Origin of the sequence: Algoriphagus hitonicola (genome assembly GCF_900113375.1) — a bacterium.
GTDB lineage: Bacteria > Bacteroidota > Bacteroidia > Cytophagales > Cyclobacteriaceae > Algoriphagus > Algoriphagus hitonicola.
In genome coordinates, this window is record NZ_FOPC01000001.1 from 84,825 (window position 1) to 99,453 (window position 14,629).

Genomic DNA, 14,629 nt, shown 5'->3' on the forward strand with positions numbered 1-14,629 from the left:
AATGAATGATTTGTACCCCCGATTCTTTTGCTGCGAGGGTAGCTTTGATTTCGATTCAAAAACTTTAACCCAAAAGACCATGAAACACAATTACTTGTCAATGAAAAAAGTCTTGATTTTCGTTTTGGTTGGTTTCGGGATTTGTGCAACTTCAATTGCACAAAAGAAGACGACTGGAAATGGAAATCCCTGTAATTCCTCCGGCCAATATTTGTACTGGACCGGTGAAGCCAATGATGATTTCTTTGATGAAATGAACTGGCGACTCACTCAAGAGAAACCCAGTGCGCCAATACCTCCCGGATTGAATGGAGAAAGTGGCGAATCTGCGAAGCCTGCCTGTCTCCCCGGAGCGAATTCAGAACCTTGGGAGATTTGTCCCAATTCACAGGATCCTCAAAAAGACTCTCATCCCCAAGCCGGAACCTTGGAACCTGGAAAAGCAATAGCCTATAATCTTTGGATTGAGGGAGCGGAAATTACCGCATTAGGAGACATTAGCTTTGCCTGCAATCAAAAAGGTATCACAGCAATCACTTCTCAACTTGAAGTACAAGGAAGTATCGAGCAAGGGGTTTTGTCACTCGATGAAGAAAGCACCGTCAAAACCCAAAATGAAGTATGGACCTCAAGCTTCTCGGTTAATTTTCTTGACCCGGCTTCCTGGCTTTACGTCAGCGATGTCAATCCGCTTGAGCTGCAGGATCAGCTTTCCCAGATTTTGATTTCAAATGAAATTGGAGTCCTGGATGAAAATTTCCGCATCAATCAATACTATCAAAAAGGAGCGGTCATTCGTCCCTTGGATCCGGATTTTGCGCCGATTTCAGTTTTTTCAACCTCCGGCGAGGAGGGGGCTGGTGCTACACTTCAAGAGGATTTGATTTACAAAGGTGGAGCAATTCCTTTGGGTGATAATGCGCTTTCTTCTTTCGAGCTGAAGCGAGGATTTATGGTCACTTTGGCCAATAATCTGGATGGAACGGGAAAGAGCAAAGTTTACATCGCCTCGGAGGAAGATTTGACAGTGGACAATTTACCAGCTGCCATGCAAGGGAATGTGAGTTTTCTCCGTGTGGTGCCGTGGAACTGGGTGACTAAAAAAGGAACCGGCGGATTTTACGATGGGCTAGATGCCGGTTGGTATTACAATTGGGGCCTGGGTGAGGTTTCCCGGCCCAATTACGATTACGTACCCATGGCCTGGGGGGCAGGAGGAGCATCTCCGGCTAATATCCAGAACATGATCAATAAAAAGAAACCTTCTCATGTCTTGGGATTCAATGAGTCGGATAATTGTAACGGAGAGTCCGGTCAGTTCAACAATCTTTGTGAGCCTGCGGTAGCTGTCGCTTATTATGAAAATCTGATGGGTTTGGGTGTGCGCTTGGGTTCGCCCGCTCCGCGGGAAAACGGTCCTACCGGCTGGCTTCGCGAGTTCAATGAAATCGCCAAAGCAAGAGATGTTCGCTTTGATTTCGTAGCCGTTCACTGGTACGATTGGGGAAGTAATCCAGCCAACAGTCCCAATGCCAATGCTCAGGATATTTTCAACCGGTTCAAAGCTTACTTAAATAACGTACACCAAATTTACAATTTGCCGATTTGGATCACGGAATTTAATGCCAACCCCAATCGAGGAAATGCCATTCAGGAGGAGTTTTTAGAATTGGCCTTGCCTTATCTGGAAAGCTTGGATTATGTGGAGCGCTATGCTTATTTTCAGCCCAATCCCGCAAATTCTCAAAACGATGTCGAGCCGGCTTTTTATTATGACGATAATGACAATCTGACCAATATCGGAAAACTCTATCTCAATCATCAATCCACTCCTTCGATTCCACTATCTACCTATGCTGCTCCCAACAATCTCGAGCAGATGGACGAGCCATTTGTCGAAACTCCAGTCAATGTGCTCGCCTTCGAAGCGGAATGCGGGGATTATTTGGGGAATCAATGGAATATCCTCGAGGACGAATCTGCTTCTAATGGAAAATATATCAAAGGAGCTCCAGGAAAAGAAGGAGAAAGTCCAAACGCCAAGCGAGTCCATTTTGAGTTTGATCTGGAAGAAGGCGATGATTACCGAGTTTGGATTCGGTCAAAATCTGTCGCAGGAACCCCCGGTGCTGTGCGGATCGGCGTTGACGGGAATGAACTGGAGCAAGTGGCTCCGTTTAATAGTTCCGAGTTTATGTGGTTTCAGATTCCAAGATTCTATGATCTTGGAGTGGGAAGACATCGGCTGACTTTGGAGTTTCCAAATGCCAGCATACAGCTCGATCAAGTCGCCATTCTCAATGGCCCAAGCGACTTGGATGGGTTGCTTCAAGAGGAAGGTGCTTGTACTCCAGGAAAGTTTGCTTGGGGCAAGGTATTGACGGATTTGATTGAGTATTATGAAGCTGAGGAAGCAAATCAAGGCCCTTGGTGGGAATTGGAAATCAATGATTTTGCGATCGGTGGATTGGCGGTGAAAAGCCTTGAAGATCAGCAGTCACTGGATGTTCCAGCCGGCGCAAAGGGAATTTTGACCTTTAACCTGGAAGTGGAAGAAGCCGACGAATATGAGTTTTGGGCCAAAATCCAAGCCAAAGAAGAAGCGGATGCAGCACTTTGGATTTCAGTTGATGGAGAGGAATTCCGGAAGTGGGGAGGTCTTCAAAATTCCCTGTATGAGTGGTATTGGAATAAATTTTACCACAGCTATGATTCAGAGGATAGGAACTTCTCCTATTTCTTAAGAGCTGGATCCCATGAAGTTCGAATAGCCCTTGGAACTGGGAATGTTCAAGTGGATCGCTTGGCGCTTGCCAGCAAAGGAAAACTTCCTGAAAATGAAGACCCCAATGTCATCGCCCAAGTCGAAGAGCAATTGGAATTTGAAGCAGAAGATGCTATTATTCTGGGGAATGCCATTATTTTGAACTGTGCTACCTCATCCAATGGTCAGCAGGTCAATATGCGTAATGTAAATACCAATGGAGTGCGTTTTGACCAAATAGTTGCTCAGGATGCAGGCACCTATAATTTGAATATTACCTACATGAGTGCGGTCTCCCGTTCGTTCCGATTGGTAGTCAATGGAGAGTTTATCGGACAGCAAACCGTGAATTCTTCTGGACAGTGGTGTAGTACTGGTGGATCACCTGCAATCTATCAAGTAGAAGTAAACCTCAACTCTGGCATTAATACCATAGAAGTCACTCCATTCAATGGTGATGCCCCTTTTATGGATAAAATCAAATTGGAGAAAGCAGCTTTCGAAACCATTTCTCTCGAAGCGGAGGAAGCAGAATTGATTGGCGGAGTCAATATTGTGAATTGTATCACTGCATCTAATGGCCAACATGTCAATGCATTTACCAGTACAGCTAATGCCATTCGTTTTTCTGACATCAGCATCACTCAAGCAGGAACTTACCTGTTAGATATTACCTATATGTCTGCGGTAAATCGTACCATGAATGTGTCCATTAATGAAGATGCTGCCGAAAACTTGAGCTTTGAGGATTCTGGTGAATGGTGTTTTAATAGTGGCCAAACTAGTGTCAAAACTGTCGAAGTTGAACTAAACCCAGGAAATAATTCCATTGAATTCAAACCGGATGGTACCATGGCTCCATTTATTGACAAGATTGCTATTCGATCTTTGGAGACTGAGAACCTTCGTTTAGTTACAGAGGAAGAAGCAGAAGCGGAAAAACTGGCTAAAGAATGGATGATTTATCCCAATCCTATTTCAAAAGGTAGCCCACTTTATATTTCTGTTCCTGAGTTTGACGGACAAGAATCGCTGATTCAAGTACTAGACCTAAACGGCAAAACCATCCTCACGGAGATGTTGGGGTCGGGCACGCATGAAATGGACTTGTTTGATGGACTTCCTTCCGGACTCTATGTGGTTTTGCTGAAGCAAGGCTATATCTGGCAAAGCAAAAAGCTGATTGTGCAATAACTGGTTGAACTGTTCTTTTTAAAATCCAAGTGCGGAAGAGTCTCGGCTTTTCCGCACTTTTTTTATCCGAAAGCCACAATTTCAATTCTTTTTCCACTTTCTGAATGATTCATCCTCAGGCTTGACCGATTTCACCCCCAGCATAGAGCGGATTGATTGGTAGTTTAGTGCATGCAGCTGAATGAGAAAAGAATTACGTGAAATTGATCTATCCTTTCTTATAAAATTCCTGTCTGTAGTCTTGAAAAAGACTTAAATTACCCACAAACCCAAAATACCCCTGTTCCCATTCGATGCGAACTCTAATCCTCACATGCTGGCTCCTGCTTAGCCTTAGTTCTTTTGCTTTTTCCTTTCAGGACAACCGGGCCGAAGAATTCACCATTGACGTCTTGAATGTCAGACGTGGATTGCTCAGTAATTACGTCACCAAAGTGGTCAGCGATGAATACAACTTCAAGTATTTTGCGACCGAAGGAGGGATTACCAAATTTGATGGGTATGATTTTTCAGAATACAAACCGGGACCTACCTATCCGGAATTGGAAAATGAAAACATCGAAACCCTCTTCAAAGACCGGGAGCACATGATTTGGATCGGAACCAAAGGCGGGGGACTTTCTAAACTTGATCCCCAAAAAAACCAAATCCAATCCTTCAACGAATCATTTTCTGACTTTTCAGATAAGCCTCTCCGAGTCATTGCAATCAACCAATCCAAGGATGGGAAAATCTGGATTGGCACTTGGGGAAATGGGGTTTTTGTTTTAGATCCCAAAACCGAAAAGGTCACTGAACATTTCCAATTCAAGCAGCCCGTTCAACAAATTATCGCCGATCAGTTTTGGAATATTTGGTTTATCAGCGGCCATGAATTGATGAAATTCGACCCTTCGGAAGACCGACTCATTCGTTTTTCTACCGGAATGGTGCCCTCCAATCTTATCGAAGACAGCCAAAGGCAAAAAATATGGATGATCGGAAATGCGCAGCGAAAGGTGATTTTGGCTTCATTTGATCAGGAAAGTCAAAAAATCCAGCGCCATGAGACAGGAATCTCTGCCAATTTTGTCAAAAGCCTGGGGATGGATCAGCGTGGGAGACTGTGGATCGGCAGCTGGGGGGATGGGCTCTTTATCAGTGATGAGCAAGTCGGAAACTTTCGAAAAATCAACACCAATCCTCAAGGCTCAACCGCCGAAAACATCAACTATTCGATCATACTCAGTATTGATATTGACGAAAACGGAATCGCTTGGTTGGGTACTTCCCACGGCGGAGCGTTGATCCTGTATCCAAACAAAGGATTTAATTTTGCCACCATGACACCATCCGAAACCCTGTCGGATCGGAATATTACCGCTTTTCTAATCTCCCAAAATGGGGACTCCTACAAAGGGACACTCACAGAAGGACTCTACTCCAATCGATTGGGTAACAGCTATCAAATCGAAAAAGCCATTAATCGGGCTAAGGTACACACCCTTTACGAATACCGGGACTACTTATTTATCGGGACGGGATTAGGACTTTACATTGCCAAAAATGGAAACCTAGATCAAGCCCAGCATTATTTACCTGACCAAAAAATCACAGGAGTGCTGGTCGATTCCAAAGAGCGACTTTGGGTGGGGACCCAGCAGTCGGGTCTGAAAATGGCGGATTTTTCTGCTTTCCCAAATTTTGGGGATTGGCTCATTTTTAATGAAAACCAAGACCAACGAAAACTCCAAAACAATCGGATCAGCCAAATCAAAGAGGATGCACAGGGCCGGATTTGGCTGGGGACTTATTCTGGACTCAATCGCTTTGATGAATCTACTCAGCAATTTTTAAGTCATGAAGCCATTTTTGGAGAAAAACTGGATATCAACATCATCAATGATTTGTTGATTGACGGGGCTCAAATGTACCTGGCGACTCCGATAGGTTTGGCTGCGGTAGGTTTGGAAGAAGATCAGATGATTTTTCAAGATTTCTATGAAAAAAGCAGGGGGATGGTCAATGATTTTGTCTGTGCCATCGAGCAGGATCACGCTGGAAATCTCTGGCTAAGTACCACGACAACGGTGACCAAATTCAACCCTGAAACCAAAAATTTCATCAATTTCGACCGCGAGGACGGTATCTTGATCAATTCATTTCATAGTGGTTCCTCTTTTCAGGATGAGAGCGGACAAATTTATTTTGGGGGGTCCAATGGCCTGGTGTCATTTGTCCCTGATCAGATCGAAGAAGTTTTTAATGTACCTGAGGTGGTCCTAACCAAGCTGACGGTCAATAATCAAGCACTCCATGTCGGAGACGAAGTGGATAGCTCGGTGATTTTGGAAAACTCCATTCAGAATACCTCAAAAATCAATCTGAATTATTCTCAAAACCACCTCTCTCTCAATTTTGCGGTGAATGATTTCTTTGGGCCGGATAATGTTGCCTATGCTTATCAGCTTAAGGGAATGAACAAGGAATGGGTGGAGCTGGGCACCTTAAATCAACTGAGTTTTACGGGACTGCCATGGGGAGATTATGAACTGATGATTCGGGCCAGTCGAAACAATCAGGACTGGAGTCCGGTGCGATCGCTTTTGATTTCGATTCAGGCTCCACCTTGGCTACAATGGTATGCTTTTGTATTTTATGCAGCCATGGCTTTAGGGATCGTATTTCTAATCCGATACATCTCACTTCGTCAAGCCAAATTGAGAGCTGAACTTCAGATTATTCAGATCGAAAAAGAAAAGGAACACGAGCTGAACGAGGCCAAAATCACCTTTTTCACCAATATTTCTCACGAATTCCGAACTCCGCTGACTTTGATTCTCAGTCCGGTGACAGAGCTTTTGGAGCAATTTGATTTCAAAGAATCAGTCAAAGAAAAACTGCTGCTGGTCGAGACCAATAGCAAGCGAATGCTGCGTCTGATCAATCAACTGCTGGATTTCAGGAAATCCGAGCATGGGCTTTTGAAGCTTCATTTGAGTTATGCGGATTTTGTCGAATTTTCGAAAGAGGTCTATTTGAGTTTTCAAAATCTGGCTTCGCAAAAGCAAATTTCCTATCACTTTGAATCTAATGTAGATGAGCTCACTTTGGAGTTTGACCGCAATCAGATGGAGATTGTGCTGTGCAATTTGCTTTCCAATGCCTTTAAATATACCCGCCAAGGAGGTAAAATTGACGTTCGGCTTCGCGTAGAATCCGAGCAGCTTACCCTTGCGATCGAGGATACTGGTATCGGCATGAGTGCTGAGGAATCTGCGCGGGTTTTTGACCGGTTTTATCAGGTGCAAAATGCCGAAACTTCCAACCTTGTCGGAAGCGGAATCGGATTGGCTTTTTCGAAAAATATTGTCGATCTCCACGAGGGAGAAATCAGCATTCAAAGCGAAAAAGGAAAAGGAACCCAAGTAAAAATTCTCCTGCCGGTCGAAACTGGAGAAAGTCCATCCATCGACACTCAGGAAGAAAAAGTAGATCTACTCACCGAAATCGAAATCAAAGAACAGGGGGATTTAAAAATAGAAGTATCGCCCAAATCAGCCCGGATTTTGATTGCGGATGATCATGAGGATATTCGGAAATATTTGAGAGGATTGCTGGAAGAAGAATATGAGATTTTGGAAGCTGAGGACGGACTCGCCGCTTGGGAACTGATCAACCAAGAAATCCCCGATGTGATCATCAGTGATGTGATGATGCCACGAATGGACGGAATCAAACTCTGTCAACAGGTCAAAAGTCAAATCACGACTTCTCACATTCCGGTGATTTTGCTGACCGCGCGGACATCCTTAAGTTACGAAATGGAAGGTCTCAAAACAGGAGCGGAGGATTACATTACCAAGCCGTTTAATTCGGGAATCGTCAAAACGCGGGTGTCCAATATCCTCGAAAACCGCAATAAACTCCGGGAGTATTATTTGAATAAAGTTCGATTTGAGCCGGATACGCAGACAGCGACCGAAACGGACATGGATGCGGTATTTATCGAAAAGGCTATTCAACTCGTCAATGAAAATCTCCAAAATGAAAACTTTGGAATCGAGATGATGGTGGATCAGCTTTTTATGAGTCAATCTACCCTTTTCCGAAAAATCAAATCCCTGACGGGTCTGTCGATTACGGCATTTATTCGCTCGGTGCGATTGAAAAAAGCGGCACAGATAATTTTGCAAAGCAATATAAAACTAAGTCAGGTGGCCTATGAGGTTGGCTTTAATGATTACAAACATTTCAAAAAATCCTTTCAGCAGCAGTTTGACTGCCTTCCCTCAGAATATAAATTGAAGATTGTCGAAAAGGCAAAGTGAGATCTTTTTCATTCCTACTTCTGAGCACATTTTTTCCAGCGCTTTAGGCCTATCCGTTCAAATTGGGTTGAGATTTCAAAAACACCATTAAATGGCCAATCTGGGTGATTTAGCCCCCGAAATGCTCGATTTGTACCCCGATTTTGAGGCTAAGTTTACCCACCTTAGTCGCATGAATTTATCAATAACCCAAAATCTTCCTTCTATGGAACATCAAAAAAGCGAGAGGTCTACGCCATGCAGGGAGCGTGTCAAGATCCTTTCTGATAAAAAAATCCTACTGGTGGTTTGGTTGATTTTCTTTTCGATTTCACAAGTCTGGGCGTTTCAGGCGGTGAATGTCAAGGGAAAAGTCTTGACCCCTGATGGAGAAGCCTTGCCCGGTGTGGTAGTGCTTGAGAAAGATACCAACAATGGAGTAGTGACGGATATCGATGGAGAATACACGATCTCTGTAGCTTCCCCAGAATCCGTGCTGGTCTTTAGTCTGATTGGCTTCAGCAAACAAGAAGTAATCGTCGGCAATCAAAGTACGATTGACATCACCCTTGAGGAATCGGAGGAATTGCTCGAAGAAATCGTGGTCGTAGGCTATGGCGAACAGAAGAAGCTCAATATGACCGGAGCTGTCGAAACGCTAAAGTTTGATGATGCGGTCAATACTCCCGTGACTAATTCGGCCCAGTTGATGTACGGAAAATTTTCCGGTGTACAACTGACCCAATCAACCGGGCTTCCGGGCTCGGATGGCTCGGCGATCACCATTCGGGGAATCGGTACATTCGGTGGCACCAATCCCTTGGTCGTGATCGACAATATTCAATATGAAGGTTTGGCGGAGTTCAATAATCTGGCTCCTTCAGATATCGAAAGCATTTCGGTATTGAAAGACGCTTCGGCTTCTGCGATTTACGGAGCACGTGGTGCCAATGGAGTGTTGGTGGTGACTACTAAAAAAGGAACCAAAGGAAAATTCTCCGTGGATTATAATGCCTTTACTGGTTTTCAGCGAGTGACTGTAGTGCCCGAATATTTAGACGGTGTAGATTACGCCACATTATTTAACGAACGCACAAGAAATGTTAATGGACCGGATGCTCCACTTCGCTATTCGGAAGCCGACATCGAAGCAATCCGCACAGGCAGCAATCCCGATCAATTTGCCAATACCAATTGGGCCCAGGTAGCCTTGCGAGATGCACCAATTCAGAATCATTATCTATCTGCATCCGGAGGTACTGATCGCATGACGTACCGACTTTCACTTGGCTACCTCAATCAAGAGGCAGTAGTACAGGGAAAATTCAAATCAGATCGAGTTAATTTAGGAATCAACCTTAATGTCAAACCCAATGACTGGTTGACTATTTCCAATGTCACCAATGCTTACTGGTCGAGATTTATGGGGCCAACAGGTGGTGCCGGTGCGATCACCGGAGAAACTGGGATCATCAATCAGTTTCAGCGCTCTTCGCCCACTGTTCCTGTATATTATCAAAATGGGGAGTTTGGAATTGTGGATGGCGCGTATGAAAACGTCAACTTTTCTTTTCCAATCAACAATGTACTCTTGACGGGGACTCGGGGGGATTATTCCAGAGACAATATCAACATCAGTGAGCGAATCGGGCTGACGGCCAAGTTGGCAGAGGGACTTTTCTTCGAAACCAGTGGAAGTGCCATCATCAACTTTGCGAATATTTCCAATTTCAACCCAAGGCTGACCACCCGTGACTGGGAAGGTAATGTGGTCAATCAAAACGATTTGAATTCACTTTCCAACAACCTGAACTTCAACTATCGCTTATTGAATGAAAATATTTTACGCTACAATACCAGTATTCTAGGAAAACACAATTTAGGATTCTTAGTCGGTCACTCGGTTATTTATGACAAAGTGGATGGCTTTAATGGTTCTTTGCAGGGATTTCCATCTGATGCCATCCAAGAGTTTGACGGGGGAGGAGTTCTCAATCCCTCGGTATCTGGAGGTGCTTCTGAGGAAGCTTGGCAGTCGTTCTTTGCCCGAGTCAATTACAATTACGAGGAGCGATACCTCTTTGAGGCGAATGTACGGAGAGACGGCTCATCCAAATTTGGAGCAAATAATCGATACGGAACCTTTCCTTCGCTTTCCGCAGGTTGGAATATTGCGAGAGAATCCTTTTTGGAAAATTCCAGCTTTCTCTCTGACCTGAAGCTTCGTGCTAGCTGGGGATTGAGTGGAAATGACCGGATCGGAAATTACATTTTTGAGCAGACTTATAATACAGGACTGGATTATCATCTGGGACAAGACGTCATTGTACCTGGAGTAGCTTTGACTTCTTTGGCCAATCCTTTTATTACTTGGGAAACCATAGAGCAATTTGATATCGGAGCCGATATTGCGCTTTTGGATAACCGATTGAATATCACCGCGGATTATTTCAAGCGGGTGAGCTCGGATATTCTTTACACCAATTTCCCCATTCCAAGCTCAATCGGGGTGACTAATCTTGCTGCGCAAAATGCGGCCGGAATGGAAAACAGCGGAATTGAGATGACTGTAAACTACCGGGAAACTATCGGAAAATTGACCATGAATCTCAGTGCCAATGTGACCAAAATGGCAGACAATGAAGTGACTGATTTGGGACCTGGAGGGGAGGAGACCATTTCTGGTCAGAGCATTATCAGAATAGGAGTGCCATTTAATGCCTACTACGGCTATCAAGTGGAGGGTGTGTTTCAAACTCAGGAAGAAGTGGATGCTTCTCCTCAACAATTTGGAAACAATCAAACTGCTCCCGGAGATTTTCGCTATGCGGATCTTTCAGGACCGGATGGAGAACCTGATGGGGTAATTGATGCTTTTGACCGTACGGTCATCGGAAATCCTTTCCCCAAGTGGATCTATGGGATCAATGCCAACCTCCAATATTCGGGTTTTGACTTAAGTGTGGTATTTCAGGGTGTAGGCAGAATAGATCGTATCCTCGACGGCAATGGTCAACAGCCCATGCCAGGAGATCGGAATAATGCGCTTTCCTATTGGATTGATCGATGGACACCCGAAAATCCATCCGAGACACTCCCACGATTGGGCGGTGTGAATAACACGGTGACCTCTACCTTTTATGTACAGGATATGTCCTATTTGAGACTGCGAAATATCGAGTTGGGATATACATTCCCAAGCGAGCTTTCCAAAGTGGCTTTGATGCAGCGAGCTCGAATCTTCGTCAGTGGACAAAATCTGCTCACGTTTACCAAAGTGGAGAATTTTGATCCAGAACGGCAGCGTGGTGGTGCGACCGACTTGACGACCCCGCTTTACAAAGTAATCTCTGCTGGTGTCAACCTTAAATTCTAAGAATCATGAAAAAGTTATTATATCTAATCGTCACCATCTCGCTAATTTCTTTCTCTTGTTCGGAAGATTATTTGGAGCGTGGCTCATTGACTCAATTGGCAGAAGGAAATTTCTGGCAAAATGAACAGGATGCGCTTTTGGGCATCAACGGTATCTACGAGGTGCTGCAAGACAGAGTGATGTATAGTGGTAATCTAAATGGAACTGCCGGACTGCCTCAGCATGATAGTTTTGCGGATAATACCTTCAACAATTACAAATTTGAAGGTCCTGGAAATTTCGTGGAAGGTAGAGCAGATCCTTCCTATGGATTTTTCGATACTTTTTGGACGGCACTATATCGGGGAATCGGTCGGGCAAATAATGCACTGGAAAATATCGAGAATATCCCTGCTGAAAATATCGATGCGGAAAATAAGGATGCGTTGATTGGACAGGTTAAATTCCTTCGAGCTCTGTTCTATTTTCATTTGGCCGTGTATTTCGAAGATGTACCGTTGATTACCGAATTTCAGACTTTGGAAGAAGCCTACGTGCCCAAAGCCAACTACTCAGAAATTCGGGCTTTTATCGAGCAAGAATTGCGTGAGGCAGCGGCAGTTTTGCCGGTGAGCTATCCGGCCTCCCAGTTTGGCTATGCGACTCGTGGAGCAGCGTTGAGTTTGCTTGCCCGCTTCGAATTGTACAATGGCAACTATCAGGAAGTGGTTAACCTGACTTCAGAAATCATGGGGCTTGGCTATTCCTTGCATCCGGATTATGGACAGCTTTTCACCGAAAATGCAGAGCAGTCTCCAGAAATCATTTTCTCGGTTCGCTTTATTCAGGATCAATCTGACAATGGTGAGACTTTCTCTTCTACTTTTTTGGGGATTCCCAAAGTAAACGTTCAACCCATGCCCAACATGGTGGATGCGTATTTGGCTTCAGATGGATTGCCGATTTCGGAGTCTCCCCTGTATGATCCAGCTGATAGAAAAGCAAATCGGGATCCGCGTTTGGGGCATTCGGTTTATTTTAATGGGGATATTTTCCTACTCTACCTCAATCGTCCTTTTAGGGGAAATACAGCAACTACGTTTGGTTTGAAAAAATATGTCAGAAACGATGTCTCCGACGATGGAATCAATCCTGGGGCACCGGGGGGACAGGATTTTTATGTCATTCGATATGCGGATGTATTGCTGATGCGTGCGGAGGCTTTGGTTGAAACTGGCCAATTTGCAGAGGTTTATGATTTGCTGGATCAAATCCGCCAACGGGCGGGAATGCCTACCGTCACTGATGTAAATGGAACAACCTTGAGTCAGGAAGAATTATTGGATTTGGTGAAATTGGAGCGTCGAGTGGAATTGGCTTTTGAAGGACTTCGATTCTTTGATGTGAAGCGATGGGGAGAAGTCGAAGAGGCTTATGCCCGGGCTGCGGCTGATCCCGTGGGACCTTACAATCCGGAGTACCGCGGAAGAAGATCTGAAGTCTTTGCGATTCCGCTATCGGAGTTGGATGCCAATCCAAACTTGGTGCAAAATCCAGTCTGGGATTAATTAATTAGGGTTTTTTACATAGATAGATACACTGCTCCTGCCTTTGGCGGGGGCGGTGTTTGGTTTTCAAATGAAAAAATTCAAAGTATTCGTCTTCCTTTTCTTCGCATTGGCTATGCCTGCTTTTGCGCAGCAATCTCCACCCAATGTCCTGATCATTCTGACCGATGATCAAGGCTATGCCGACGTGGGCTTTAATGGAAGTACGGAAATCCCGACCCCCAATATCGATCGAATCGCCAAAAACGGGACAGTTTTCACCAATGGCTATGTGTCATTTGCTGTATGTGGACCGAGCAGAGCGGGATTGATCACGGGACGATACCAGGATCGCTTTGGGTTTTCGCGAAATCCCCTGATGGCACCCAAGGACTCTACAATGGGTTTGCCCCAATCCGAGGAGACGATGGCTGAATTACTAAAAAAAGCGGGCTATCGAACTGGCGTTCTCGGCAAATGGCATCTCGGTGCACACGAAAACCAGCGACCCAATAAGCGGGGATTTGATGAGTTTTATGGATTTCTCTCTGGAGGGCATCGTTATTTTCCGGAAGAGTACACCTTTCAAGACCTTTCTGAGATCAAGGCTCAATTTGATGCCTACCGAACTAAGTTACTACGAAATGAAAAACGAGTTGAGGAAACGGAATACCTGACGGATGCACTTTCCCGTGAAGCGGTGAGTTTCGTGGAGCGAAACCAAAATCAGCCTTTTTTCCTCTATTTAGCCTATAATGCTCCCCACGCGCCCATGCAGGCCACTCAAAAATACCTGGATCGATTTCCGAATATCGCCGATGAAAAGCGGCGAACCTATGCGGCGATGGTCTCTGCTGTGGATGATGGAGTAGGGGATTTACTGGACAAAATCGAGGAACTCGGTCTGACGGAAAACACGCTGATCTTTTTCCTCTCTGATAATGGCGGACCGACCAAAGACAATGCGTCAAGCAATGCGCCACTACGAGGATTCAAAGGAGATTTCTTCGAAGGGGGAATCAGAGTGCCCTTTGCCGTGCAGTGGAAAGGGAAAATCCCAGCAGGAGTAAGCTACGATTACCCGGTGATTTCATTGGATATTTTCGCTACTGCGGCGGAATTGGCAGCGGTAAATCCCAAAAATAAGTTGGATGGGGTGAATTTGATTCCCTACTTGACAGGAAAAAATTCAGGTAGACCTCATGAGGCTTTGTACTGGCGAAATTACGACGCTAGGCGTTTTGCGATTCGACACTTGGATCAAAAATTAATTACGATGCCTGATCGGGCATTTCAGTTTGATCTGAGTTCGGATTGGAGTAAAAAGCTAAATCTTCATCAAGAAAACCCTTCGCTTTCCGAGCGACTCCGAGGATTGATTGAGACTTGGAATGAAACCTTGGAACTTCCCCGATTTCTGGGTTTGATGCAGGATAAAGAATATTCCCGCTTAAACCCAGACCGATTTAAAAAGAAATAA

Annotated in this window: 5 protein-coding genes; all 5 read left to right on the top strand. The window is 44.7% G+C overall.

Translation table 11 applies throughout. The annotated features are described in order from the left end of the window. The first annotated feature begins 79 nt into the window (after window positions 1-79). The 5 genes from BM043_RS00395 to BM043_RS00415 all read left to right on the top strand — a co-directional run bounded on the left by BM043_RS00395 (window position 80) and on the right by BM043_RS00415 (window position 14,629). Complete coding sequence (locus BM043_RS00395; RefSeq protein WP_177188392.1) at window positions 80-3,958, top strand: glycosyl hydrolase; 3,879 nt, start codon at window positions 80-82, stop codon at window positions 3,956-3,958. Between the two features lie 293 nt (window positions 3,959-4,251). Further along, window positions 4,252-8,268, top strand: coding sequence for a hybrid sensor histidine kinase/response regulator transcription factor (locus BM043_RS00400; protein ID WP_092788268.1), 4,017 nt, complete (start codon window positions 4,252-4,254; stop codon window positions 8,266-8,268). 205 nt (window positions 8,269-8,473) lie between these two features. Then, window positions 8,474-11,623, top strand: a complete 3,150-nt coding sequence (locus tag BM043_RS00405) for a SusC/RagA family TonB-linked outer membrane protein (protein ID WP_177188393.1) — start codon at window positions 8,474-8,476, stop codon at window positions 11,621-11,623. A 5-nt stretch (window positions 11,624-11,628) separates the two neighbouring features. Then, window positions 11,629-13,170, top strand: coding sequence for a RagB/SusD family nutrient uptake outer membrane protein (locus tag BM043_RS00410; RefSeq protein WP_092788270.1), 1,542 nt, complete (start codon window positions 11,629-11,631; stop codon window positions 13,168-13,170). A gap of 70 nt (window positions 13,171-13,240) precedes the next feature. Further along, window positions 13,241-14,629, top strand: a complete 1,389-nt coding sequence (locus tag BM043_RS00415) for a sulfatase-like hydrolase/transferase (protein ID WP_092788271.1) — start codon at window positions 13,241-13,243, stop codon at window positions 14,627-14,629.